22 protein-coding genes are annotated in these 25,117 nt (G+C 60.3%); 11 read left to right on the top strand and 11 right to left on the bottom strand.

The features are described from left to right. Positions 1 to 10: 10 nt before the first annotated feature. The 7 genes from J2857_RS20850 to J2857_RS20820 form a co-directional block, all read right to left on the bottom strand. A complete protein-coding gene (locus tag J2857_RS20850) occupies positions 11 to 1,963 on the bottom strand; it encodes an SARP family transcriptional regulator (protein ID WP_432420170.1) in 1,953 nt (650 codons plus the stop codon). A 316-nt stretch (positions 1,964 to 2,279) separates the two neighbouring features. Beyond that, entirely contained in the window at positions 2,280 to 3,350 is a 1,071-nt protein-coding gene (locus tag J2857_RS20845) for an ABC transporter ATP-binding protein (protein ID WP_210012013.1), read from the bottom strand. After that, positions 3,347 to 4,174: a carbohydrate ABC transporter permease gene (locus tag J2857_RS20840; RefSeq protein ID WP_210012012.1), complete on the bottom strand. Its 828-nt coding sequence runs from the start codon at positions 4,172 to 4,174 to the stop codon at positions 3,347 to 3,349. Before J2857_RS20840 ends, J2857_RS20845 begins: the two co-directional genes overlap by 4 nt. Then, entirely contained in the window at positions 4,171 to 5,073 is a 903-nt protein-coding gene (locus J2857_RS20835; protein ID WP_210012011.1) for a carbohydrate ABC transporter permease, read from the bottom strand. Before J2857_RS20835 ends, J2857_RS20840 begins: the two co-directional genes overlap by 4 nt. A 72-nt stretch (positions 5,074 to 5,145) precedes the next feature. After that, positions 5,146 to 6,378 carry an ABC transporter substrate-binding protein gene (locus J2857_RS20830; protein WP_210012010.1) on the bottom strand — a complete coding sequence of 411 codons (1,233 nt, stop codon included), beginning with the start codon at positions 6,376 to 6,378 and terminating at the stop codon, positions 5,146 to 5,148. A 77-nt stretch (positions 6,379 to 6,455) separates the two neighbouring features. Next, positions 6,456 to 7,361, bottom strand: a complete 906-nt coding sequence (locus tag J2857_RS20825; RefSeq protein WP_210012009.1) for a sugar phosphate isomerase/epimerase family protein — start codon at positions 7,359 to 7,361, stop codon at positions 6,456 to 6,458. An 11-nt stretch (positions 7,362 to 7,372) separates the two neighbouring features. Then, positions 7,373 to 8,407 carry a Gfo/Idh/MocA family protein gene (locus J2857_RS20820; RefSeq protein WP_210012008.1) on the bottom strand — a complete coding sequence of 345 codons (1,035 nt, stop codon included), beginning with the start codon at positions 8,405 to 8,407 and terminating at the stop codon, positions 7,373 to 7,375. A gap of 146 nt (positions 8,408 to 8,553) precedes the next feature. On the opposite strand from J2857_RS20820, the gene J2857_RS20815 reads away from it, so the two are divergent. From J2857_RS20815 to uxuA, 9 genes are all read left to right on the top strand, one after another. Continuing rightward, positions 8,554 to 9,570 (top strand): LacI family DNA-binding transcriptional regulator, encoded by a 1,017-nt coding sequence (locus J2857_RS20815; protein WP_210012443.1) that lies wholly within the window; start codon positions 8,554 to 8,556, stop codon positions 9,568 to 9,570. A gap of 225 nt (positions 9,571 to 9,795) precedes the next feature. Then, entirely contained in the window at positions 9,796 to 10,608 is an 813-nt protein-coding gene (locus J2857_RS20810) for a chromate resistance protein ChrB domain-containing protein (RefSeq protein WP_210012007.1), read from the top strand. A 5-nt stretch (positions 10,609 to 10,613) separates the two neighbouring features. Beyond that, on the top strand, positions 10,614 to 12,020 hold the full coding sequence (gene chrA / locus J2857_RS20805; RefSeq protein ID WP_210012006.1) for a chromate efflux transporter: 1,407 nt from the start codon (positions 10,614 to 10,616) through the stop codon (positions 12,018 to 12,020). A gap of 238 nt (positions 12,021 to 12,258) precedes the next feature. Continuing rightward, positions 12,259 to 12,969: a FadR/GntR family transcriptional regulator gene (locus J2857_RS20800; RefSeq protein WP_210012005.1), complete on the top strand. Its 711-nt coding sequence runs from the start codon at positions 12,259 to 12,261 to the stop codon at positions 12,967 to 12,969. A gap of 57 nt (positions 12,970 to 13,026) precedes the next feature. Continuing rightward, positions 13,027 to 14,001 carry a sialic acid TRAP transporter substrate-binding protein SiaP gene (locus J2857_RS20795; RefSeq protein WP_210012004.1) on the top strand — a complete coding sequence of 325 codons (975 nt, stop codon included), beginning with the start codon at positions 13,027 to 13,029 and terminating at the stop codon, positions 13,999 to 14,001. Positions 14,002 to 14,070: 69 nt separating this feature from the next. After that, positions 14,071 to 14,646: a TRAP transporter small permease gene (locus tag J2857_RS20790; RefSeq protein WP_210012003.1), complete on the top strand. Its 576-nt coding sequence runs from the start codon at positions 14,071 to 14,073 to the stop codon at positions 14,644 to 14,646. Between the two features lies 1 nt (position 14,647). After that, positions 14,648 to 16,054, top strand: coding sequence for a TRAP transporter large permease (locus tag J2857_RS20785; RefSeq protein ID WP_210012002.1), 1,407 nt, complete (start codon positions 14,648 to 14,650; stop codon positions 16,052 to 16,054). A gap of 55 nt (positions 16,055 to 16,109) precedes the next feature. Beyond that, complete coding sequence (locus J2857_RS20780; RefSeq protein WP_210012001.1) at positions 16,110 to 17,165, top strand: L-idonate 5-dehydrogenase; 1,056 nt, start codon at positions 16,110 to 16,112, stop codon at positions 17,163 to 17,165. A 10-nt stretch (positions 17,166 to 17,175) separates the two neighbouring features. Then, positions 17,176 to 18,375, top strand: coding sequence for a mannonate dehydratase (gene uxuA / locus J2857_RS20775; RefSeq protein ID WP_210012000.1), 1,200 nt, complete (start codon positions 17,176 to 17,178; stop codon positions 18,373 to 18,375). Between the two features lie 4 nt (positions 18,376 to 18,379). Here uxuA and J2857_RS20770 read toward each other — a convergent pair whose 3' ends face one another. Further along, on the bottom strand, positions 18,380 to 19,465 hold the full coding sequence (locus J2857_RS20770) for an Ldh family oxidoreductase (RefSeq protein WP_210011999.1): 1,086 nt from the start codon (positions 19,463 to 19,465) through the stop codon (positions 18,380 to 18,382). Between the two features lie 89 nt (positions 19,466 to 19,554). Then, positions 19,555 to 20,277, bottom strand: a complete 723-nt coding sequence (locus tag J2857_RS20765; RefSeq protein WP_281068635.1) for a FadR/GntR family transcriptional regulator — start codon at positions 20,275 to 20,277, stop codon at positions 19,555 to 19,557. A 170-nt stretch (positions 20,278 to 20,447) separates the two neighbouring features. Here J2857_RS20765 and gudD point away from each other — a divergent pair, with 170 nt between their 5' ends. Next, a complete protein-coding gene (gene gudD, locus J2857_RS20760; RefSeq protein WP_210011997.1) occupies positions 20,448 to 21,824 on the top strand; it encodes a glucarate dehydratase in 1,377 nt (458 codons plus the stop codon). Positions 21,825 to 21,904: 80 nt separating this feature from the next. Beyond that, entirely contained in the window at positions 21,905 to 22,873 is a 969-nt protein-coding gene (locus tag J2857_RS20755; protein ID WP_210011996.1) for a Bug family tripartite tricarboxylate transporter substrate binding protein, read from the top strand. Positions 22,874 to 22,892: 19 nt separating this feature from the next. Here the strand turns inward: J2857_RS20755 and J2857_RS20750 are convergent, their stop codons facing one another. Both J2857_RS20750 and J2857_RS20745 read right to left on the bottom strand, forming a co-directional pair. After that, entirely contained in the window at positions 22,893 to 23,198 is a 306-nt protein-coding gene (locus J2857_RS20750; RefSeq protein ID WP_210011995.1) for a hypothetical protein, read from the bottom strand. A 334-nt stretch (positions 23,199 to 23,532) separates the two neighbouring features. Continuing rightward, positions 23,533 to 25,071 carry a tannase/feruloyl esterase family alpha/beta hydrolase gene (locus J2857_RS20745; RefSeq protein ID WP_210011994.1) on the bottom strand — a complete coding sequence of 513 codons (1,539 nt, stop codon included), beginning with the start codon at positions 25,069 to 25,071 and terminating at the stop codon, positions 23,533 to 23,535. Between the last annotated feature and the right edge of the window lie 46 nt (positions 25,072 to 25,117).

The following is a 25,117-nucleotide window of genomic DNA, read 5'->3' as shown; positions in this document are numbered from 1 at the left end:
GAATGTTGCCTTAGCGAATTCTGGCGCCAGCCTTGATCAGGCCGTCGAGCAGCAGCTTCCCGCCGCCGGTGCTGAGCAATGGATAGCCGGTGCCGCGAAACGACGTTATCGAAAACCCGTTTTCAACCGTATCAAGCCGCTCCACATATTGGCGTGCGGCCTCCAGATTGCCCGAGTGAGCGTGGCTGGAGGCGAGATAGCGCAACAGGCTATTGAAGTTCGGCCGTGAATGCAGGGCATCCTCGCCTGCCGCTATGGCTGCCACGTGGTCTCCCGCCAACCCGGCACTGATGCATTTTGTCGTGTCGAAGTAATATTTGTGAGGGCTGTAGACGCCGAGCTCCTGAACCCACCGCGCCATTGCGCTGGCCTTCTCCGGCTGCCCCGCATAGCAGTGCAGCATGGCATAGAGATCCCACCCCAACGGCAAGGCCGGGTTCAAACGGATCGACTTCTCGAACAGACCGGCAGCGTAATCGTACTCCCGGAATAGGAAAGAGTGGACATGTCCGACCAGCGCCAGGGAGACGGAATTATTCGGATCGAGTTCAAGAGCCTTTCGCGCATAGGCTTGGGCTTCTTCGATCAGATGCGCATCCAGCGCGCTAAAGCGCTGGCCGACCTGGAATGTGCGGATGAAGGACAGCCAGGCGAAGGCAGACGCTCGCGGCTGATATTGAACCTGCTCCTGCAGCCGTTTTTCCGCTTTTTCGAGATCGCCTCTCGAAAGCCGGAAGATCGCGTTCACCGCATCGATGAAGAGACCATCGCGGGTCAGGCGACCGTCGCCGGCGCTCATCTCCTGAAACAGCGACAACTGGTCGACTGCCTGACTGATCAGAGCCGCTGCGACCCCGTATTCGGACCGCTCCATCTGGGTACGTCCGATCATACGGCTGCCAAGCCATATGATCCGGTTGTCAAGCAGATGCTTGATCGCCAGCTCGACCAACACCTGACTGCCATCGAATGTCAGCCGCAGTTGAAGACACAGTGGCAGGCCCATCTTTCGGTCCGGTTGGCCAAGGTGCGGGTCGAAGGAGAGATCGGTAATGCCGAGCCCCAATCCGTCAAAGATCGCCTTGGCGAGCAGGTTCTGAAACTGCAATGCCGCGATCTGCCCCCCATCTCCGGCGCCGATGACAATCGGCGGCTTAAGAGCGATGGTCCACTGAATATTGTCCGGCGAAGGCGGTTTATCCGGATCATTGCCTGCAGCTGCCGAGGGAATATTGGTCGGGCGCTGGTCAGGCAAGCCTGTCAAAGGCAAGAGCGCTGATAGCGTGCTGACGTCGCGGCGAGGTTGCTGCCGCGGTTCGAACACGTCATCGACGCGCCCTTCTTCGATGCGTCGGTACCAGTTCTGTCGCTCGACGGTCAGCCAATCTTCGAATTCAGGATCGCGGATATCCATCCCTTCGAGCAGTTCGTCGGTGATCTGATCCACCAGACGCTCGCTGCGGAGCATCTCCTCTGTGTCGAGCGCGATGCGGTCCATGTCCAGCCACACCGTGTTCTTGTCGGCGATGATGAGATCGCGGGACGAACCCAGGGCCTTATGAATATCCAACAGGGCCTGCCTTAGGCTCGCAGCCGCCTGATCCTCAGACCGGTCGCTCCACAATTTGTCTCTCAGCCAAACCCGCGAGCGGGATCCCCGCGCAGACAGAGCAAGCATCGCAAGAATTGCCTGGGCCTTTTGGGACCGGGGTGTGGCAGATTTTCCTTTGCTGTCGACAAGACTGAACGGGCCAAGCAGGTACATCCGGAACACTGCATGTTTTGCATCCATGCGATCCATCGGCCCAACTCGTGTTGTGCCCCGCTCGATCATCTCATCGAACCTGGGCTGCCCGTCCAGCAGGCAGTCTGACACAAAAGCGGCCCTTGACAAGAGTGCGGCAGGCATACTTGCGATTCGGTAGCGCATGCGAGCGTTGTGGCCATCGACGAATTGAAGCATGAAGAGCATCCTTGGGAACCGCAAAGCTGCCCTAGCGCGCCGCTGTCAAAGCAGCGTCAAAACAGCGTTAAAAGCAGGGGCTCGATGAGTCGCGACGAAGCGGAATCCTGCATTTCTCGGCTTGCTAAACCATTGTTTCGACCCGAGGCGTCGGGTTACCCGGACAATCTGGACACGATCCACGGCGGCGGCGGCGTTATGGCGAAACATCGGCGCGACGTACCGCAACGCTGCTGTCTTCGAGGTGGATGAAGACCATGGAGAGACGCCCGATTTGTCGTCATCGGGCACCTGACCGCATCCCAGGCCCGAGGCCTCATTTGATGCGCTGGTCAGTCTCGGCGTCAAACAGATGGACATCGCCTCCGGCAAACGTCAGCCGGATGGTTTCGCCGGCCATTACCGCAGCCCTGCCATTCAAGGCGACGACGATCTCAGGCGTTGTGGCCGTCGTGATGAACGTTACCGCGCCGGTCGTTTCAACTGCCGCGACGCCCACCTTGAAGCCGGCGGCATCAGCCCCGGCCAGCGTAAGATGTTCCGGGCGGATGCCGACGATCAAGGCGCGCTCGGCCGGCAGCGGACAATCGAAAGGAACAGTTTGCGGCTCGGCAAGATCCAGAACAAGGGCTCTACCGTCAGGCGTAGATCGCGCCGGAATGAAGTTCATCGCCGGCGAGCCGATGAAGCCCGCTACGAAACGATTGGTTGGTCGGTCATATAAATCGAGCGGCTTGCCCTGTTGCTCGATCACGCCATTGCGCATGACGACGACGTGGTCCGCCATCGTCATGGCCTCGACCTGGTCATGGGTCACATAAACCGAGGTCGCACCGAGGCGATCATGCAGCGCCCTGATCTCCTTGCGCATGTGAACACGCAACGCTGCGTCCAGGTTCGAGAGCGGTTCGTCGAAAAGGAATGCCTGAGGGTTGCGGATGATGGCACGGCTCATCGCGACGCGTTGACGCTGCCCCCCCGACAATTCCCGGGGGTATCGGTGCAGCAGATTCGACAGTCCGGTAATGGCCGCGACATCGGCAGCCGCCCTTTTCCTCTCCGCCTTTCTGACCCCGTTGATCTTCAGGCTGTATGTCAGGTTCTGTTCGACGGTCATATGCGGATAGAGCGCATAGGACTGAAACACCATGGCAAGATCGCGCTTTCTGGGTGGCACTCCGTTCATGCGCTTTCCCGCGATGACGAGATCACCGCTCGATATGGTTTCGAGCCCCGCCAGCGAGCGCAGCAGCGTAGACTTTCCGCAGCCGGACGGACCGACCAGTGCAACGAACGAACCCTTGGGAATGGAAAGATCGATATCCTTCAGTGCGTGGTAGGCGCCATAATATTTGTTGACGGCCGAGAGTTCGATTTGGTGGGTCATTTCAATGCTCCCGATGTGAGTCCGGACACGATGCGGCGCTGCAAGAGAACGAAGATGGCAAGGATCGGCGTCACATACATCGTGGCGTAGGCCATGATGTTGTTCCACTCGCTGGTGTTCGGCCCCATGAAGGAATTGAGCCCGACGCTGGCGGGCTGGAGCTGGATGTCCTGGATCATCGATTTGGAATAGACGAATTCGCCGAAGGCCTGCATGAAGATGAGGATGGCGCTGACCAGAATGCCGTTGCGCGCCAGTGGCAGAACGATGTTGAGGAAGGCGCCGATGCGAGAATTGCCATCCACCAGCGCCGCCTCCTCCAGTTCCATCGGAACGGCCATGAAGGTTGCGCGCACAAGCACGACGAAGAAGGGCATGCTTTTCGCAGTAATGGCCAGGATAACGGCAAGGCGCGGATATTCGAGCAGCCCCAGTTGCGAGAAGCCCACGAAGATCGGCGTTATCATCAGCGAGGCGGGCAGCACCTGGAACATCAGGATGAGAAAAAGCCCGATATCCACCCAGATGTTGCGGTAGCGCGCCAGAACATAGGCACAGCCGGTGCCCAACATCGCAATCAGGGCTACCGCACCGAAGGCGATGACCGTGGAATTCCACAGGTAGCGACCCATGTTCCGGCTTTCCCAGACATAGGCGAAAGTGCTCCATTGGGCGGAGGAGGGCCAGAAGCTGGGCGGCGTGGCAAACATTTCCGAGCCGCTTTTCAACGCAGTCACATACATCCAGTAGAGCGGGAACAGATAGATCGCCGCCATCACGATGGACAGGGCGAGCAACAGCCGGTTGCGTGCATTTTCACTCATCCGCGCACCTCATGACGTGTGGAACGCACATAGACGGTTGCGGCAAACATCACGAAGACGGTCATGATGACGGAGATGGTGGCACCCTTTCCGAAATCATATTGCCGAAAGGAAAGATCCCAGGCCCAGTATTGCGCGACATTGGAGGAATTGTTCGGGCCGCCGTCAGTAATCGCGGCAAACAGATCGAACTGCTGCAGGGTGAAGATCAGCCCGAGCGCGATGATCGCACCAATGGTCGAGCGCATCATCGGCAGGGTAATGGTCCAGAAGCGCTGCCAGGCATTGGCGCCATCCATTTCCGCCGCCTCGTAGAGATCTGCCGGAATGGCGGAAAGACCGGTGGCAAGCAGGATCATGTTGAAGGAGGTGCCGAGCCAGATATTGGCCAGGATGACTGCCCAGAGCGAAAAGTTCGGGTCGGACCGCCAGAAGATATTGCTGCTCATCAGGCCGGTTTGCTGCAAGAGAAAATTGAGTACGCCGAAATCCCCGGACAGGATCCAGTTCCAGATGGCGCCAACGACGAGGCCCGGCATCACCCAGGAAACCAGAAACAGGCCCCGCAACCAGGATGCGCCGGGAAAATTGATCCAGAAGAACAAGGCGAGCGCAAAGCCGACGAGGAACTGCCCCGTGATCGACCCCACCACGAAGACAATCGTGTTCTTGAGGATGGACACGGTTTCAGGCTGGGTGAACAGGTCGAGATAGTTTCTGAAGCCGACAAAGGGCCGGATGACGCTGCCAAGGCTGAACATGTCCACTTCCTGAAAGCTCATCAGGATATTGTAGAGCAACGGAAGCCCTGACAGCGCCAGGAGGAATGTGAAGGGCACTCCGACCAGAACCAGGTCGAAGCCGCGGCCATCCGTTATACTGGAGAACACTCTTTTCATCGGAACCTCGCTGAAGCCTGGATGACGGCCCGGCGGTGGGTGCCGGGCCATCACTGCGGGATCGCGGCTGCCTCAGCCCCCGATCGACTTGATCTTCGCATCCGCCTGATCGAGGGCGGCCTTCGGTTCCATCTGGCCTGTCAGAGCTGCCTGTATCGCGTCCTGTATGGCCTTCGAGATTTTTGGCCATTCCGGCGAAGGACCGCGAGGTTGCGCGTATTTCAGCTGTTCCACGAAGGTGGCGAGCGCGGAATCCTTCTGGGGATTGCCCGTGGGCGGAACCGGAAGGTCGGACCGGGCCGGAAGCTGGCCGAAATCCTTGTACATGGTCACATCCTTGGACGCGAAGAATTCCAAAGCCTTGAAAGCCTCTTTCGGATGCTTGGTGCTGGAAAAGATCGCCCAGTTGAAATCGCCCATGGCGGATGAACGCTGAGCGCCCTCGCTCGGTACCGGCAGAAGCGCGGTGCCCCACTGGAATTTGGCATCTTTCAACATCCGGTCGATTTCCCAGGGACCGGAAATCGCCATGGCCGCATTTCCGGCATTGAAGGTGGCCGTCGCGTCCCACTGGCTTCGGGTGAGCGTATCCGGCGAGGCTAGCTTTTCATCCAGCATCTGCTTCCAGACCGTAAGAGCCTTGACGGCACCTTCGCTGTTGATCGTTTTATAGGTGGCGCCGCCCATCTGCGCCCAGGGCAGGAACTGGAAAGTGCCTTCCTCATTGGCCTTGGCGGAAAAGGTGAGGCCGTAGATGTTCTTTGAGGGATTGGTGAGCTTTTTCGCCGTCGTGACCAGTTCGGTCCAGGTCTGCGGCGGCTTTTCGGGATCGAGACCTGCGGCCTTGAACAGATCCTTGTTGTAGTAAAGTGCAATCGTGTTGGTCGCCTTCGGCACCCCGTAATATTTTTCGTCCCAGGTCACCGATTTCAGCGGGCCGGGGAAATAATTCTCCGGCTTGATGACCTTGGATTGCCGGATCATGTCGGTCAGGTCCAGAAAGGCCTTGCGGGACGCGAACATGGCATGGTTGGGATTGTCGATGGTGATGATGTCCGGCGCCTTGCCCGTGGAAAAGGCGCGCATCGCCTCGCTCACCACATCGTCGAACTGAAGCTGGCGATATTCGATCTGGATGCCGTTCTTCTGCGCGTTGAATTCCTTGATGAGGTTCGGCGCGGGCTGTATATCGCGGTCCAGCGACCAGAGAACGAGTTTCACGTCCTCCGCTCTTGCACCCATGCCGGCAAATGACGCGCTGGCCAAAGCCAACGCGATGGAAATCATAGTCCTGCGGATACCCATGGTTCTCCTCCTTCTTGGTTATCCTCATTCTCATCCGGCTGACGCAGAGCTCCTTCTATCGTCAGCCGGCCTGCGCATCAGACCGGGTCGACGACGAACGTGCCGCCTCTTGCCTGTTTCAGATGGTTCAAAGCATGGATCTGGCCTGTCATTTCCAATGCATCCCGATAGACGGGATCATGCCATCCCTCGATGTCGATGGAGCCCGACCAGCCGGCCAGCCGAAGTTCCGAAATAATGTCGGTCCAGTTGCTGTCGCCGAAACCGGGCGTGCGCATGAAAACGAAAGGGTGCTTTCCGAAAATGCCGTGCTCGCGGATCACCTCCCAGCGGATGGTGGCGTCCTTGCCGTGGACGTGGAAAATCCGCTGCGCCCATTTGCGGATCTGCGGCAAGGGCTCGATGAGGTAGACCATCTGGTGGCAAGGCTCCCATTCAAGCCCGATATGCTCGTCTGGCGTCTCGTTGAAAATGAGTTCCCAGGCATCCGGGTTGTGGGCGATATTCCAGTCGCCGGTTGCCCAGTTGCCGTCCATGGCGCAATTTTCAAAGGCAATACGGATGCCCTTGTCGGCGGCGCGGCGGGCAAGTTCGCTCCAGATCTGCCGATAACGCGGCAGGCTTTCCGTCAGCGGCCTGTTGCGGACGCGCCCGGTGAAGCCGGCAACGCAGGTGGCGCCGAAATGATGGGCGTTGTCGATGCAGTCCTTCCAGCCCTGAAGCGTCTGGAGATCAAGCTCGGTTTCTTCCAGCGGATTGCCGAACATGCCGATGGTGGAGATCGTAATGTCACGTCCGCCGATAGCCTCGCGGCAGCGCTTGCCAAGCTCGGCGATATCCTGTCCGTTGGTCGTCTGCCAGAAAAAAGGCTGGAAGCTTTCAAAGCCCATATCGGCAATCTGGGAAATCCGCTCGGCCGCCTGGCCCTTGGTGGCGCTGATCATGGTGCCGATGCGGATGGAATGGTTTAGCTGTCCGGTCATATTGCTGGCCCTTATGCTGCAAGGTCGATGGTTTGCCGTGACCTGGCGCTTTCAATCGCACCAAACACCATGGCAAGGCTCTTGATGTTGTCCTGTCCTGCGGTTTCCGGCACGCCACCGGTTTCGATGGCCGAGAGGAAATCGGCAATGACGCTGGCATGGCCGTGGGTTTCCTCCTCCCTGGCGGCCGGCAGAACTTCAATCGGCGTCGCACCGCGCAGCAACCCGCTCCCGCTTCCCGCAACGGAAGCGCGGAAGGCGTCCTCTCCATCCCAGGTCAGCATTCCGTTCGAGCCGACAATGCGCCACTCGCTTTCCCAACTCGTGCGCTGGCCTTCCGCACACCAGGAGCCGCGATAGGTGAAAACCACGTCGTCGGTCAGTTGAAACACGGCATTGGCGCTGGCGCCGTGGGCATACCAGGAGCCGGGCGGATTTGTTTCCAGGCAGTAGACGGAAAGCGGTGTCTTGCCGGAGACGAAGCGAGCCGCATCGAAGGTATGGATTGCCATGTCCAGCAACAGGACATTGTCCATCCGCTCGCGAAAGCCGCCGAAATGCGGGGCAATGAAGAAATCGCAGTGGATCGCTGTGATCTCACCGATCGCGCCGCTCTCGACGAAGCGCCGCATGCGCCGTACACCCGAAATGAAACGCCGGTTCTGCACCACGGAATGAATGCGCCCCGCAGCCTCGGCCGCGCGAATGAGGTCTGTCGCCTCCTCCATCGAGGTCGCCATGGGTTTTTCGCTCAGCACATGGCACCCGTGGAAAAGCGCGGCTTTCACGACGGAATGGCGGGCGGCGGGAATGACGACGTCGAACACAATATCTGCACCGGTCTCGCTCAGCACGGTGGTGAGATCAGATCCGATCGAGACCGGCTCGAGAGAAAACTCGGCGGCCAAGGCCTGCGCAATCGACACATCGAGATCGACCAGGCCCACGACAGTCAGCGATTGCCTCAACTTCGGCGTGGATTGGAGCGCACGCAGCCACCCTTTGGCCATAGCTCCGCAGCCACACAAAACGACCTTGTATGTCACCGACATCCTCCCATGCAATGATTACGGCGCGACACCTCCTGTGTTGCCGTAAACGTTTACGGCACTATGAACGGAACGATTTTTTTGTCAATACTGCTTCCGAAAACGATTACGGTCGTATGTCGAACCTCTTGAAAGGCTTTCCTGTGACAGGCATCCGCCAACTTGCCGACTACCTGGATATCTCTATTGGCACCGTGTCCCGCGCGCTCAATGGAAAAGCGGATGTGAACGCGGAAACCCGCAGGCGCGTGCTGGAGGCGGCGGAGAAGCTGGGTTATGTCCCGAACCAGTCGGGCCGCTCGCTGCGCAAGGGCTCGACCGGCGTGGTCGGGTTCATGATGCAGACAGGACCGGAAATCACCAGCCAGGGAGACGCTTTCTTCATGAGCGTCTTCGACGGGGTGCAGACCGTGCTTAGCCGCCACAAGCTCGATCTCGTCGCCCTGCTCTGCTCTTCCAACGAAGATCCCTATGCCTATCTGCAACGCACCGTGGCGCGCGGTTTTGCCGATGCCATCATCCTCTCGGCCACCCGCCGCAACGATGCACGGTTCGAACTGCTGCACCGCCACGACATTCCGTTCATCTCGCTCGGCCGCAGCCTGACCGATGTCGGCCAGCCGTGGATCGATCTGGACTTCGAAGGGATGGCGGAGGTCGCGATCAAACGGCTGGTCAAGGCGGGCCACAGAGATATCGGGATCATCTGGCCCCATGGCGATCTCAACCTGGGTTACCTGTTCGCCGATCGATGCCGCGAGGTGCTCGCAGAACATGGACTTACCCTTAAGGAGGATCATATCTTCCGGGCAAAACCGAGCGAAGCGGGGGGCTACGCTGTAGCACACGAGATCGCATCCAGATCTCCACGCCCGTCGGCAATCGTCCTGGTCAATGAGATACTGGTGACAGGGCTTTACAAAGGACTTGAGGACGCAGGCGTCAAGCCGGGCAAGGAGATTGCAATCGTCGGTCGCTACAGTCCTCAGGCTCAGTTCCTCTCTCCGACGTTGACCTGCTTTACGTTGTCGCTTCGTGATCTGGGCATCAGTCTGGCGGAGCATCTGTTGTCAGTCATGCCAGCCTATCAGTCACATTACGTCGGACAGACACCCCGCGTGATCTGGCCTATGACATTGATCGAGGGCGCCAGCGGCTGAACCGCGAACTCGGCGTATATCCGAGGTTGTCGCGGAAGATGGCGCTTCAACCATGGTCCGCCTTGAGGAGATCGCTGTTCGGGCTGAGGCGTTTCGTAAAGGCTTTGCAAAACGCTTGACATCCGGACTGGCTGAGGCAAATTCTCTGCCATGGGGTTGCGATCACCCCACGAGGCCACGGCCGAAGAATCGCGTCCATAAACCCGCTGTAACGGAGGACGCGTCATGCCGTCATTTCTAGAAATCACACCTGACAAGCTTGCCCGCATCATCGGCACGCCCAATCTGCCGACGATCATCGACGTCCGCAACGATGAGGATTTTGGAAGCGATCCTCGCCTGATTCCCGGTTCGGTCCGACGTGACTTCCGCCGTGTCGTTGAATGGGGTCCTGAGGTCAATGGTCCTGCCATCGTCCTTTGTCAGAGAGGACAGAAGCTCGGCCATGGCGTCGCGGCCCATCTGCGGGCGATGGGAAAAGAAGCGGAGACTCTCGAGGGAGGCTTTGAAGCGTGGCGAGACGCACACGGCATGCTGGTCCCCGAAGACAGGCTTCCCATTCGTGACGCCAGGGGACGTACCGTGTGGGTGACGAGATCACGCCCAAAAATAGACCGCATCGCCTGTCCGTGGCTGATCCGCCGGTTCGTCGATCCTTCCGCGATCTTTCTGTTCGTTCCGGCCGGCGAAGTCGCGCTGGTAGGCGATCGCTTCAACGCGACAACTTTTGATATCGAGGACGTCTTCTGGAGCCATCGCGGGGAACTGTGCACCTTTGACGTCATGATCGACGAGTTCGGATTGAAGAGCGACGCTCTTCTGCATCTCGCCACCATCGTGCGAGGCGCGGACACGGCCCGACCGGACCTGGCCCCTGAAGTGCAGGGCCTGCTGGCCATTTCACTCGGATTGTCACGGATGTTCAACGACGACCTTGAGCAACTGCAGGCCGGCCTGTTGGTCTATGACGCGATGTATCGCTGGTGTCGCGACGCCACGGAAGAGACGCATAACTGGCCAAACCCGAGGAAGGGGTGAAGACCATGACTGATACGGCAAAAAGCCTCATCGCCGGCCAGCCAATCGCCGACGGCGATGTCGTGCCTCTCTCCGAAGCAATCAAGGTCTGGGCGCGGGTCGCCGCACTCAGCTTCGGCGGTCCGGCTGGCCAGATCGCGGTCATGCACCGAATCCTCGTCGACGAAAAGCGCTGGGTCGGAGAGCATCGTTTTCTTCACGCCCTCAACTATTGCATGCTTCTGCCTGGTCCTGAGGCCCATCAGCTCGCCATCTACATCGGCTGGCTGCTCAACAAAACGAAGGGCGGCATGATTGCAGGCCTTCTATTTGTTCTACCCGGTTTCATCTCGATCCTGGCGCTGAGCTATATATACGTCCTTTTCGGCGACGTGACCGTTATTGAAGGGATGTTCTTCGGCCTGAAATGCGCCGTTCTCGCGGTCGTCGTTCAGGCGGTCTTCCGGATCGGCAGTCGCGCCCTCAAGAACAAGGTGATGGTGGCAATTGCCGCTGTCGCGTTTGTCGCGATCTTCTTCCTTCATGTGCCGTTTCCGCTGATCATCATAAGCGCGGGCGTCATCGGATACTTTGGTGGCCGTGCCGGGGTCGCTGCGTTCAGGGTCGGGGGCGGGCACAAATCTGGCTCCGGCAAAATCCTCGAAGATCGGGACTCCGTTCTCGGCGAAGACATCCCCGTCCATGCACAATCGAACCTAGCCTGGTCGCTGAAAACCTCAGGCGTCCTTGCCGCGCTGTGGCTCCTTCCGGTCGCTGTTCTGCTGCTGACGCTCGGCCGCGATAACGTATTTTCGCAGATCGGTGTATTTTTCAGTCAGATGGCCGTCGTCACCTTCGGAGGTGCCTATGCCGTGCTCGCCTACGTCGCGCAGGAGGCCGTCGAGCAGTTCCGCTGGCTCCGGCCGGGTGAAATGCTCGACGGACTGGGCATGGCAGAGACGACACCCGGGCCACTGATCATGGTCACCCAATTTGTCGGTTTCCTCGCGGGCCATCGCGATCCGGGAGCGATCAATCCACTGACCGCAGCCACTCTCGCCGCCATCCTGACCACCTGGGTTACGTTCCTTCCAAGCTTCCTCTGGATTTTCGCCGGAGCACCATTCATCGAAAAGATGCGGGGCAACATCGCCCTGACGGGAGCAATGTCGGCAATTACGGCGGCTGTGGTTGGCGTGATCCTCAACCTTGCCATCTGGTTCGGCCTGCACGTCCTGTTTGGCGAGGTTCGGCAGATATCGGCGGGTCCGTGGTCTATGGATATTCCTGTCCTGAATTCGGTTATTTTGCCGTCGCTCGTTTTGACGGCCATCGCCGCCATGTCTATCTTCCGCTTCGGCCTATCGGTCATCACGACGCTTCTGGTGTCGGCAGCTTTAGGAATCGGCTGGAAATTGACGGCCTTGAGCTAATATTTGCCAGACTCCTTGATCGGAATTACGCGTGGGCCATCTGGCGTCCCTAGCTGCACATCGGAGTGGCCTTCGAAGCATTCCGTGGCCGGCGCCTATGCTATCTTCAGATAGTGCTTCCATGTCATGAAATAGGCACCTGCTCGCTTGACAGATTTCTCAATTAACTCATAGTGGAAATTGGTCAGACAGTCTGACCGCCTGCGCATCAAGGGAGTGATGCGCTCGGAGGAATTCGATGTTCGTGGCTTTGGAGCCGCGCCGGCTTTATCGCCAGGTTGCGGAACAGATTCGTGTGCTGATCGATACGGGGGAATTGAAGCCGGGTTCGAGGCTTCCGCCCGAACGGGAGCTTGCCGAGCGATTTTCCGTTTCCCGGCCGACAGTCCGCGAGGCATTGATCGTGCTCGAGGTCGAAGGTCGGATCCAGATTCGGATGGGATCCGGCGTCTACATCAGCAGCGCCCCGAAACAGCCTACCGGTGTCCTGCCGAACGACGAAGGCGGCCCCCTCGAAATTCTGCAGGCGCGCTGCCTGATCGAAAGCGGCATCGCGGAAGAGGCCGCGCGTCTGGTGACGCCTGACGGCATCGCCCGCATCGATATGCTGCTGGAGCGCATGGAGCAGTCACTGAACGACGGCCCGGTCGCTCTTGCCTGCGACCGCGATTTTCACACGGCGATCGCCGACATCATCGGCAATTCGGCGCTGAAGCACTTCACGGGGCTGATCTACGATACGCGGATGTCGCCCTATTTCACCAAGCTCGCCAGCTACTTCGAGGGACCGCACACATGGAAGCTGGCGCTCGAGGAGCACCGTGTCATTCGTGACGCCATTGCCGCGGGGGACCCTGCCGCGGCGCGCGAGGCCATGCGTCGTCACCTGACGCTGGCGCAAAAGAGATTCTCGGAGAGCTTCGAGGAGGAGCCGACCAGAGAACACTGACCGTCCGCCATTGCGGCCGGGTCGACCATACAGTTCCGTTTCACCTGGGAGGAAAGAATGAAACACCGACTGAAGACACTGTTGGGCGCTGCCGCCGTCATCGTAGCCTCGACGCTTTCGGCGCATGCCGAAACCGTGCTGAAATGGGCTCATGTCTATGAGACACCCGAGCCTTTCCACACGGACTCGGTCTGGGCCGCCGGCGAAATCGCCAAGCGGACCAATGGCCGCTACAAGATCGACGTCTACCCGGCCTCACAGCTTGGAAAAGAAGCCGACATCAACCAGGGCCTCAAGCTCGGCACCGTTGATATCATCATCTCCGGCTCCAGCTTTGCGGCGCGAGATCACAAGCCGATCGGCGTCACCTATTATCCTTATATCTTCCGCGACCCGAGCCATCTCCTGGCCTACACGAAGAGCGATGTCTTCAAGAAGCTCGCCAAGGGTTACGAAGACAAGACGGGCAATCACATCGTCGCTCTCAGCTACTATGGAACGCGCCACACCACATCCAATCGGCCGATTTCGAAATGCGCCGATATGGCGGGTCTGAAGATGCGCGTACCGGATGTCCCGGCCTATCTGGCCATGCCGCGCTCCTGCGGGGCCAACACGACGCCGATTGCTTTCGCGGAAGTCTACCTGGCGCTGCAGAACGGTACGGTGGAAGCCCAGGAAAATCCGCTGACGACGATCGAAGCCAAGAAGTTCTACGAGGTTCAGAAGAACATCGTGCTGACCGGCCACATCGTCGATCATCTGAATACCGTCGTCTCCAAGACCCGCTGGGCCAGCCTCTCCGACGAGGACAAGAAGATCTTCACGGACGTGATGCTTGAAGCCGCAGCCCGCACGACGAAGACCATCGAAGCCCGCGAAAAGGCGCTCGTCGATGAGTTCAAGAAGAAGGGCCTGACCGTTACCGAAGTCGACAAGGCGGACTTCGAGAAGAACGTCATCGACAAAGTGAAACTCGAGGACTTCGGCTACGAAAAGGCCGACTGGGACGCTATCCGCGCGTTGAAGTGACGATCCCAGCCCCGGCGTGCAACGCGTCGGGGCAACTTCTTGCGATTTTTCATGAACGGAGTGGACCCGATGACGGAGCATTCGCACGCGCCGATAAGCGTGGAAGAAATGGCGCATGCCTTTGAGGAAGAAGCAGCGCCCGTCGACCTGTCTCCCTATGCCATTGAGGATTGGGTGACGCTTGCGGTCTTCTGGGGCATGGCTTTGGCCGTATTCCTGCAATTTTTCACACGCTACGTGCTGAACGACAGCTTTGCATGGACGGAGGAAATCGCCGCCAACTGCCTTGTCGCCGTGGTGTTTCTCGGCTCAGTAATGTGCGTGCGAATGGTTCGGCACATTCATGTGGACCTGCTCTACCGTTTCCTGTCGAAGCGGGCCGGAAGGCTCCTGGAACTCGTGGTCGATGCCATCAGCATCGCCTTCTTCGCCTATATCACATGGCTGATGTGGCGCTATCTCGAGATTGTCGGAGAGGAGCGAATGGTCACGGTCGACCTGCCGCGCGGCATCGTCTTCTACACCGTCTTTGCAGCCTTCGTCCTGATGTTCCTGCGATCCGCCCACAACCTGGTCAAGGACCTGACCGGCACCAAGTCCGTGCGCGAGCAGGCGCAGGACGACATTCACGCGGGAGGAATTTGATATGCTGCTTCTGATCGGATCATTCCTCCTACTGATGATGATCGGCTCGCCGGTCGCCGTGTCCATGGCTGTCGCCTCGCTGCTCTACCTGGTGATCTACGGCGTGGCACCTGACATCATCGCCGCCCAGCGCATGATCGCAGGCGTCGAAAGCTTTCCGCTGATTGCCGTGCCGTTTTTCATCCTGGCCGGCAACCTCATGAACATTGCCGGCGTGACCGGGCGCATCTATCGCTTTGCGCTCTCGCTCGTCGGCTGGATGAAGGGCGGGTTGGCGCAGGTCAACATCATCGGCTCCGTTGTCTTCTCCGGCATGTCCGGAACAGCGCTGGCAGATGCTGCCGGTATCGGCACGATCGAAATCAAAGCCATGAAAGATCATGGCTATCCTGTCGAGGCAGCCGTGGGCGTTACCGCGGCGTCAGCAACGCTCGGCCCGATCTTTCCACCGTCGCTGCCTTTCGTCATCTACGGCATGATGGCGAATGCATCGATCGGCGCGCTGTTCATGGCTGGCATCATTCCCGGCATCGTGATGACGCTGCTGATGATGCTCACCGTCTATATCTTCGCCAAACGCAAGGGTTGGGGCTCCGATACGCCCTTCGAGCTGAAACAGTTGCTCGGCGCCTCGCTTGAAGTGGCGATCGTGCTTGCCTTTCCTGCCACCGTCTACCTGATGATCCTGGCGGGGCTTTCCGTCAACGTCGCGGTGCTGATCGGGCTTGCGCTTCTGGTCGCGCTGGACTGGTATTTCGACTTTTCCGCAGTCATGGCCCTGATGACGCCGGTCCTGTTGATCGGTGGCATGACCATGGGGTGGTTCACGCCCACCGAAGCCGCTGTGGCTGCGGTCCTCTGGTCGCTCTTCCTCGGCCTGGTACGCTATCGGACCATGACCGTGAGGGCTTTGGCCAAGGCATCCTTCGACACGATCGAAACGACGGCCTCCGTTCTGTTCATCGTCACCGCCGCATCCATCTTCGCCTGGCTGCTGACAGTCAGCCAGGCAGCCCAGCTGTTCTCCGACTTCTTGTTCAGCCTGACGGATAACTGGTGGACCTTTCTGATCATCGTCAACATTCTGCTTCTGATCGTCGGTGCCTTCCTCGATACGATCGCCGCCATCAGCATCCTCGTGCCGATCCTGATGCCCGTCGCCGCACGCTACGGCATCGACCCGGTGCATCTCGGCCTCATCATCACCCTCAACCTGATGATCGGCCTGCTGACACCACCGGTCGGCATGGTACTCTTCGTTCTCTCCCGCATCTCCAAATTGTCGGTGGAGCGAACGGCGCTCGCCATCCTGCCCTGGATGATCCCGCTGTTCATTGCCCTCGGTCTCATCACCTTCATCCCGGCGATCACGCTTTGGCTGCCCACCCAGCTGGGCCTCATCCGATAACCGCCCAGGTCCATGCGGTGGACCGGCGACTTCTTGAACGAAAGGTACCAGTGCGATGCAGACGCGCGTTGCCCGCCTTCACGCCCAGCGTGACCTCCGAGTGGAGACGCTGATTTCCCCCGATCCCGGCCCAGGCGAGGTGCTGCTTAGAATGGCGGCGGGCGGCATCTGCGGCTCCGATCTCCACTACTACCAGGATGGCGGGTTCGGACCGGTGCGGGTTCGCGAACCCATTATCGCCGGCCACGAGGCCTCCGGCTTCGTCGAAGCTTTGGGCGCGGGGGTTTCCGGGCTCGAACTCGGGCAACTGGTGGCGGTCAATCCATCGCAGCCATGCGGCAATTGCCAATACTGCCGGATCGACCAGCCGATCCATTGCCTCGACATGCACTTCATGGGCTCGGCCATGCGCCTGCCGCACGAAAACGGCATGTTCCGCGACAGGCTGGTCGTCCCGGCCATCCGGTGCCATCCGGTGGGAAACGGTGTGTCGCCAGGCGAGGCCGCCTGTGCGGAGCCGCTTGCTGTGTGCCTGCATGCCGTCGCCCAGGCCGGAGACCTGTCGGGTCGCAAGGTGTTGGTAACGGGAGCAGGCCCCATTGGGCTTTTGACGGTTGCCGCCGCCCGGCATGCGGGTGCCGCCACTATCGTGGTGACGGATCTGGCCGACGCGGCCCTGTCGCGCGCGCCGTCCATGGGAGCAACCGAGACTATCAACGTCGCTTCCAATCCGGACGGGCTTCTTCCCTTCCAGGAAAACAAAGGCAGCTTCGACGCGGTGTTCGAGTGCTCGGCCTCCGGGCCGGCACTGCGCTCGGCGTTTGCTGCGATCAAGCCGCGCGGGACCCTCGTCCAGGTCGGCGTGACTGGTGACATGACCATCCCGCTCAACGCGCTGGTTGGCAAGGAGATCGTCTGGCGGGGCTCGCAGCGCTTCCATGCCGAATTCGCCAAGTCGGTCGATCTGATCGCCAGGCGTCGCATCGATGTGCGGCCAATCATTTCGCACAGCTTCCCGCTGGATGCGGTGACCGATGCTTTCGAACAGGCCGGGGACCGTTCCAGGGCCTGCAAGGTGCAGATCACATTCGAACAGACTGAAGAAGCGTGAGGGACGAGACATGAGACACACTTGGCGCTGGTTCGGGCCGATCGATAAAGTAAGCGTAAGAGACGCGGCACAGGCCGGCGCGGTAGGCATCGTTTCGGCGCTCCACCACATTCCGACAGGCGAGATCTGGCCGATCGAAGAGATCGCCAAGCGGCACGAGGAGATCAAGGCCGGCGGCCTGGTATGGGATGTCGTGGAGAGTGTTCCGGTCTCTGAAGACATCAAGACGCAGACCGGCGACCGGAAGCGCCATATTGCCAACTGGCAGGAAACGCTGCGGCGTCTTTCGGCCTCGGGTATCTGCACGGTCTGCTACAATTTCATGCCGATCCTCGATTGGACGCGCACGGACCTGCGCTGGGATACCCGCCATGGCGCCAAGGCCATGCGGTTCGATCTGACCGATTTTGCTGCCTTCGATATTCATATCCTCAAACGTCCCGAGGCTTACGGCGACTATCCGGAATGGCTGCAGGAGGATGCGGCTCGGCGGTTTTCCGAGATGGAGGATGCCAAAATCGCCGCCTTGGGCAAGAACATCGGGGCCGGGCTGCCGGGCTCGGCGGACGGCTACACGCTCGACCAGCTGCTGGAAAAGCTCCGCTCTTACCAGGGTATCGACCGGGCACGGTTGCAGCAGAACCTCGTCGACTTTCTGACTGAAGTCACGCCCGTAGCGGAGGAAGTCGGCATCAACATCTGCGCGCATGGCGACGATCCGCCCTGGCCGCTGCTAGGCCTTCCGCGCATCCTGTCGACCGAAGCCGATTACGCACATATGTTGGATCAGGTCGGTGCGCGCGCCAATGGCGTGACGCTCTGCACCGGGTCGCTGGGCGCAAGAGCCGATAACGATCTGCCCTTCATCGCCTCGCGCTTTGCCGATCGTATCCATTTCGTGCATCTGCGGAATGTGACGCGGGACACTGATACGGTCCCCTGCTCTTTCTTCGAGGACGAGCATCTGGAAGGTGCAACGGACATGGTTGCCGTGATCGCCGCATTGCTTTCGGAAGAAGCCCGTCGGCGCAGGGAAGGCCGCGCGGATCATCGCATCCCCATGCGGCCGGATCACGGGCAGGAAATCCTCGACGACCTGACCCGCGGCGCGCAGCCGGGCTACCCCGCCATCGGGCGGCTCAAGGGGCTGGCGGAGCTTCGCGGCATCGAGCGAACTCTGACGCATGCCCGCTATGGCCTGGGGGCATGATCATTCAGAACCGCAGAAGCGCGGGGGTCTCCAACCCGAAGCGTTCGCCAAGTTTTACGAACGCCTCGCGCGTTGCCGGGTCCAGTGGAACGCCACGCTGTTCGCGCTCTTCGGCGACCATCCATTCGCGGTCCCCCGGAGCCATCACCCGCATGCCGTCGCGCGGCGGCGAAGAGCGCAAGACCTCGACATAACGCTGCATGCCGGCGGTAAAGACATCTTCGGGCACGAAGGCGCCGGGCTTCATGGCCAATACGAAAGCGCCAAGAGCGCGGGGGGTGGAAAAATCCGGGCCGTTCATCGGCAGGAGGTCGAAGCTCAGCCGCATGCCCGACAGGACCGCACTCAGGATTTCCACCAGGCCCGCCAGCCCCGCGCCCTTGAAACCGAACTCGCCACCGACAGGCGCCAGCATCTCCGCCAGCGACGGATCACGGATGTCGCGACCCTCGACATCCGAGGCGACGCCGGCCGGAAGCTCACGGCCGAGGCTGCGGTAGAGCTTTACCCGATTATAGGGAATGGCGCTCGTCGCCATGTCGAGCAGCCACGGCCTTTGGCCAGTGACCGGCACGGCAAACGCGATCGGATTGGTGCCGTGGAACCGCATCGCCCCGTCATGAAGGCGCACGAAGCTGTCCGAATTGCAAAAAGCGGCGCCGATATAACCTCTCTGCGCCGCATCCAGCGCATAGGCGCCGGCAGGGCCGAAATGCGAGCTGTTGCGGATCGTGACGGCGCCTATGCCGCATGTGTCGGCAAGCTCGATCGCCTTGTCCATGGCGCGATAGGCGGCAAGCGCCCCCTGGCCGTGATCGGCGTCGAGCAAGGCCACCGCAGGCATGGACTGCGTCACCGTCATGTTCGGACGCTTGTTCACCCGGCCACCGGTCATCGCTATGATATAATGGTCGAGCAGGCGCACGCCGTGGCTGTCCACGCCAAGCCGCGAGCCATGCATCATTGCGCGGGTTGCTGCATCCGCGGTCGGCTCATCCGTCCCGGCGGCGAGAAAAACCGCGCGGCAGAACCGCTCGACATCGTCGATTGCCGCATGGACGGTCTCCTCGGGGGCTGAAGTCGGGCTCAAAACGTCTGTCCTCCGTCGATCACGAGTATCTGGCCGGTCATGAATGCTGCCTCGTCGCCAAAAAATGGCCGCCGTCGAGTCGCGCTGCTTCACACGCCGTCTTCGACGAGAAGTCGAATGACGCTCTGCTTCATGTGAAAACTCATGACCTCCTGTGCCTGCGCCGGGTCGCCAGCCTTGATGGCCTCAAGGACGCGTTGGTGCTCTTCGACGACACGTGGCGCCACCTGGTCGGGCGGCCGTTCCTGTAGCTTGCGGGTGAACTCCATCATCAGCTTGATCTGGTTGCGCATCGTACCAAGCGCGAAGGGGAAATACGGGTTGCGAGTGGCTTGCGCGACGGCCATGTGAAAGGCGAAGTCTGCTTCAAACACGCCCTCCCCGGGCGGCAGGGTCAGCATCCAACGGTGGGCTTCCTCGATGCCGCGGATCGCTTCGGGATCGCAAAGCCGCGCCGCGTCCTCCGCTGCCGCGCATTCCACCACTTGGCGAAACCGCATGCAGCGCTTCATGTCGAACACCGTCTGGATCGACAGCCCCTCAATATCGGCGGCCGACGGCACGACATCAGCCCGAGGCTGAACGAAATTGGCTGAACCTCGCCGGGAAATGATCCGGCCAGCGTCACGCATCTTCACCAGCGCCTTTCGCAGGACCGGACGTGACACGCCGAATTGACGTGCGAGCTCCGCCTCCGGAGGCAGGCGCCCGCCCTCCTGCCAGGCCGGCGCCTCCAGCATTGCTTCGAGCCGCGCTAGCACATGCGACGACAGGTCCCTAACGGCGCGCGTTTGCTGACTTATCTCATCCATTGCCGCATCCTATCCCCGACATTCGTCCTTTCCAATAGGGTCGGACGATTACTAATATTTACTTATATTGACAAATGAGTTCGTTTGCGCGACTCCTTTGAAAGGACACCTGCGCCAAGGTAGCCCGAAAAACCGCATGACCTGAAAAGCCCGACATGACAGAGGACCGGATGCTTAGCGAGCCGAATTCGTCGACACACTCCGTAAACAGCCATCTCGCTCGGCATACGCCGCGTATCGTTTCCGTGCGGGCGATCCCGGTTGCGGGACGGGATAGTATGCTGCTCAACCTCAGCGGGGCGCATGCCCCCTTCTTCACCCGCAACCTCGCGATCATCGAAGATGATTCGGGTCATGTGGGCATCGGCGAGGTTCCAGGCGGTGAGACGATCCGTCAGACGATCGAGGAAGCAGGCCCTCTCCTGATCGGCCAGACGATCGGCGGTTATAACGGCCTGCTCGACCGGGTGCGGAAGACTTTCGGCGACCGTGACAGCGGCGGCCGCGGACTGCAGACCTTCGATCTGCGTACGACGATCCATGTGGTGACTGGGCTGGAATCGGCGCTGCTCGACCTTCTCGGCCAACATCTCGGCGTGCCGGTGGCAGCCCTTCTCGGCGACGGCCAGCAGCGCGACCGCGTCGAAATGCTCGGTTACCTCTTCTACGTCGGCGATCGCCAAAAGACAGGTCTCCTTTATCGTGACGGCAAGAGCGAGAGCGACGCCTGGTTGCGGCTGCGCGATGAGGAGGCGCTTACGCCGGAAGCGATCGTCCGGCTCGCCGAGGCGACGCAGGAGCGCTACGGTTTTCGTGACTTCAAGCTGAAAGGCGGGGTCTTGCTAGGCGACGAGGAGATCGAGGCAGTGACGGCCATTGCTCGCCGCTTCCCCGAAGCGCGCGTCACCCTCGACCCGAATGGCGCCTGGTCTCTGGAGGAGGCGATTCGCCTCTGCAAGGGGCGCGGCGACGTGCTCGCTTATGCTGAAGACCCCTGCGGCGCCGAGCAGGGCTATTCCGGCCGCGAGATCATGGCCGAATTTCGCCGTGCCACCGGCCTGCCCACCGCCACCAACATGGTTGCCACCGACTGGCGTCAGCTCTCGCACGCGATCCAATTGCAGTCGGTCGACATCCCGCTCGCCGACCCGCATTTCTGGACCATGCAGGGCTCCGTGCGGGTCGCACAGGTCTGCCAGACCTTCGGCATGACCTGGGGCTCGCATTCCAACAACCATTTCGACGTGTCGCTGGCCATGTTCACCCACGTGGGCGCGGCAGCACCCGGACGCGTAACCGCACTCGACACCCACTGGATCTGGCAGGACGGCCAGCGGCTGACCCGCGAGCCACTGAAGATCGAGGACGGGCATATCGCGGTGCCGGACCGGCCGGGGCTCGGCGTCGAACTGGACATGGAGCGCGTCGAGGAAGCCCACCAACTCTACCTGAAGCATGGGCTCGGTGCCCGCGACGACGCGACCGCCATGCAATATCTCATCAAGGACTGGCGCTTCGACAACAAGCGGCCGTGCCTAGTGCGCTGACGAAAGAACCACAGGGTCGCCCTGCGCCGCGGCGGCCATCACCAGGAAGCGGCGCCAAGGATCATTGAGGAGGATGAACCATGAAAGCACGAACACTGCTCGCCGTTTCGCTCAGCCTCGGCATCGCTCTTGCCGCAGGCGTTGCCAAGGCATTCCCGGACGGCCCGATCACAATTATCGTGCCCTTCCCGCCAGGTGGCGCGACCGATACGACTGCGCGGCTCATGGAGCCGCACATGTCCAAGGTATTGGGAGCGAACATCGTGGTTGAAAACAAGCCGGGCGCCACCGGCGCGATCGGCGCAGGCCTGGTTGCCGATGCCGAAGCCAACGGCCAGACGCTGATGGTCGCCTCGCTCGGCACCTTCGCCACCAACCCTTATCTTCAAAAGAAGCTCTCCTACGATCCGGTGAAGGACTTCGATCTCCTGACGGTGGCGGTGAGCACCCCAAACGTGCTGGTCGCCACCCCAAAATTCAAGCCGGGCAGCGTGCAGGAACTCGTGGCTGCGATGAAGGAAAAGCCGGAAAGCGTCACCTTCGCGAATTCCGGCACAGGTTCCTCGGACCACCTGACTGCCGCTCTGTTCTGGCAGGCGACCGGCACCAAGGGCGTGCATGTGCCCTACAAGGGAGGCTCCGCGGCGCAGGCCGATCTCGTTGGCGGCCATGTGGACGTGTCCTTCCAGAACCTCGGCGCCATCATCAATTTCGTGCAGGGAGGGCAGATGAAGGCGCTCGCACAGACGGGCGAGAAACGCCATCCGCTGCTGCCGAACGTGCCGACGCTCACCGAACTCGGATACGGCAACATCGTGGTCAGCGCATGGCAGGGCGTCGCCGCGCCGAAGGGTCTGCCGGCCGACGTCAAGGCAAAGCTCAACCAGGCGATCCAAGGGGCGCTCAAAGATCCCGAGATCGTTGCCAAGTTCAACAAGCTGGGCTTCGACGTCGTAGCCAATTCCAACGAGGAATTCGGCACCTATCTCAACAAGGAGATGGCACGCTGGAAGGACGTCATCGAAAAGGGCAATATCAGCGCGGAATAATCCGTGGGTTCACGACCACCTAAGTCTCGCCAGCGGCTTCCTCACAAATAGGGGAAGCCGCCTCAAGGTCTCTTAAAGGGACCTTTCCTGCGTCCTGCCCTCTATCGGCGGCCTCCATGCGAAAGAGATCTTTCATCGACGCCACCACATCCTCGATCCGCTCTGCGGGGCTGCGGCTCTCCAGCTCGACCGGTACGACTTCCAGCACGCTTGACAACTTAAACGACCGGACACCATCAGTTACAATTGTGTACAGTCTTCCATTTTCAATCCTGATACCTTCAGCAAAAAAATCGTCACTGTCCGCGACTGTCACCAAAAACATTCAAAACTCCACGCCATCTTTGGATACCCCATAAGATCGAGCGGAATGCGTCATTTCAAATTGAGAAAACGACGTAGGCGCGGCTAAGTTCGGCTGCTCCTTTCGGTGGTCCCCGGGCGGGGCATGTTCACCACAAACTCTCGTACCGCGACGGGCGTACCATTCTCCGGCATGTTGGTGCGGAAATAGATCATCTGGCGGATATGCGAATCACGAGCAGTGAACAATGATGGCGATGCGGGAAGACCCCCACCATCAGCAATGGTCCCGCCTCGCGACTGGAGTCCGGAATCCAGTCGCTTGCGCTCAATCGTGCAAGGCCAAGGGACCCACGTTAGCGGTTCCGACAGTCGAAACTTGCCGCGCTGTCGATATTCCCATCCCCTTTGTATTGCGCGTAGGACGGGTAGGGGCATAGCGGACGGGTCCGGCCGGGAAAAGCCTTGCCCGAAGCTTCGACACTTCGCGGAGCTTCATCCTTTTCCACCCAGTCGACCAGCTTGCTCAACATGTCGAACTGGTCGAGGCTGGCAGGTCCGCCACGGCAATGGGCCATGCCCGGGACGAGATAGAGCTTGGCCCAGTCCTCCACCCGCTTGCCGGCCCTGGTCGCAGTGCTCATCCGGTTGAAAAAATCGACCGTATCGTTGGAGGAAAACCAGGGATCGCTAACCCCATGGAAGAAAATGATCTTGCTTCCCCGGGCAGCGAAGGAACTGAGATCCGTCCATTGATCGGCGTTGATCAGCCGCTGCTGCGGATCACCGATATCGGCTTTCTCGACGGCGTCGTCCACATCGAAACTCATGGCGTTGTTCTTGAATTGCCGATTGCGTTTGTCATCGAACCGCATGAGCCCCGGAATAGGATCTATGGTGCTCATGACGCCCGTATCGTAGGGAAACGCCACATAAGCGGGCCGACCTGACGCATCAAGCGTCGGTGAAAACGTTTCGGCCACCACGTCCACCTGCTGCTTCATAAGGCAGCCGTCGGCTTTCCCGCCAGGACAAAGGAGGCTCGCCGGATCGAATTTGCAAGCGGCTGTATTTGCGATCATTCCGTCCTCGATGCCATCAAGGCCATCGCAGGATTTCAGTATCCCCTTGAGAACCAGATCGCGATCGGCGTCCGAGAAGGCTTTCGCTCGGTCCGGCGCGCCGTCAGGGCCGGCCGGAGATATCTTGTTCATCGCAACGTTCTTGGCGGCGAGCGACATGTTCGAACGGCTCGTGCGCATGGCGGGAGCCCCGGCGATAATGCCGTCGAACAATGTGGGAAACCGTTGCGCAGAAGCCATGGCCTCGCGCCCGCCGGTCGAGCATCCTGCGAAATAAGAGCGATCGGCAACCTTGCCGTAATAGGCGGTGACCAGTGCCTTGCCGAGCACTGTTACCTTCTCAACCGACCAGCCGGCGAAATTCAGCGTGGCAATCTGATCCGCCCTGAAGGAGGCGTCCCAAGCTTCGCCCTTGTGGCCGCTATCATGCGAGATGACCGCAAAACCACGAGAGAGAGCATTCTGCGTTCCGGCAGCGACGTCCCCTACAGCTGGCCGCACGACGCCATTCAGACCTCCGCCGCCTTGGACCAGAAACCTTCCGGTCCAATTGTCCGGCAGGGCAATTGAAAAGCCAATGGCATAAGGCTTGCCGTCCGCGCCGGTGCGGTGCTCGAACGACCCGCTGACGAGGCAATGCGCCGATCCCTTGTCGTTGACGTGATCGGCGCTCGCGACCTTCATGTCGAACGCGGCCAGCTGAAGGTTCTTCGCCGCCGAGCATCGGACTTCGGGCGAAGGTTCCGCGGCGGCGGCCGGTGTCAAACCGAGCGCAAGGGCAACAAAAGCTGTGGCAACAACCAGCCTGATCATATCCGATCGTCCTCCTCCATGACGCAGCCTCCTCAAGCCGCGCCAC

This window comes from Neorhizobium galegae (assembly GCF_017877055.1).
Taxonomy (GTDB): Bacteria; Pseudomonadota; Alphaproteobacteria; order Rhizobiales; family Rhizobiaceae; genus Neorhizobium; species Neorhizobium galegae_D.
Note: the sequence above shows the minus strand (reverse complement) of the source record. Positions and strands in the feature narration are given on the sequence as shown.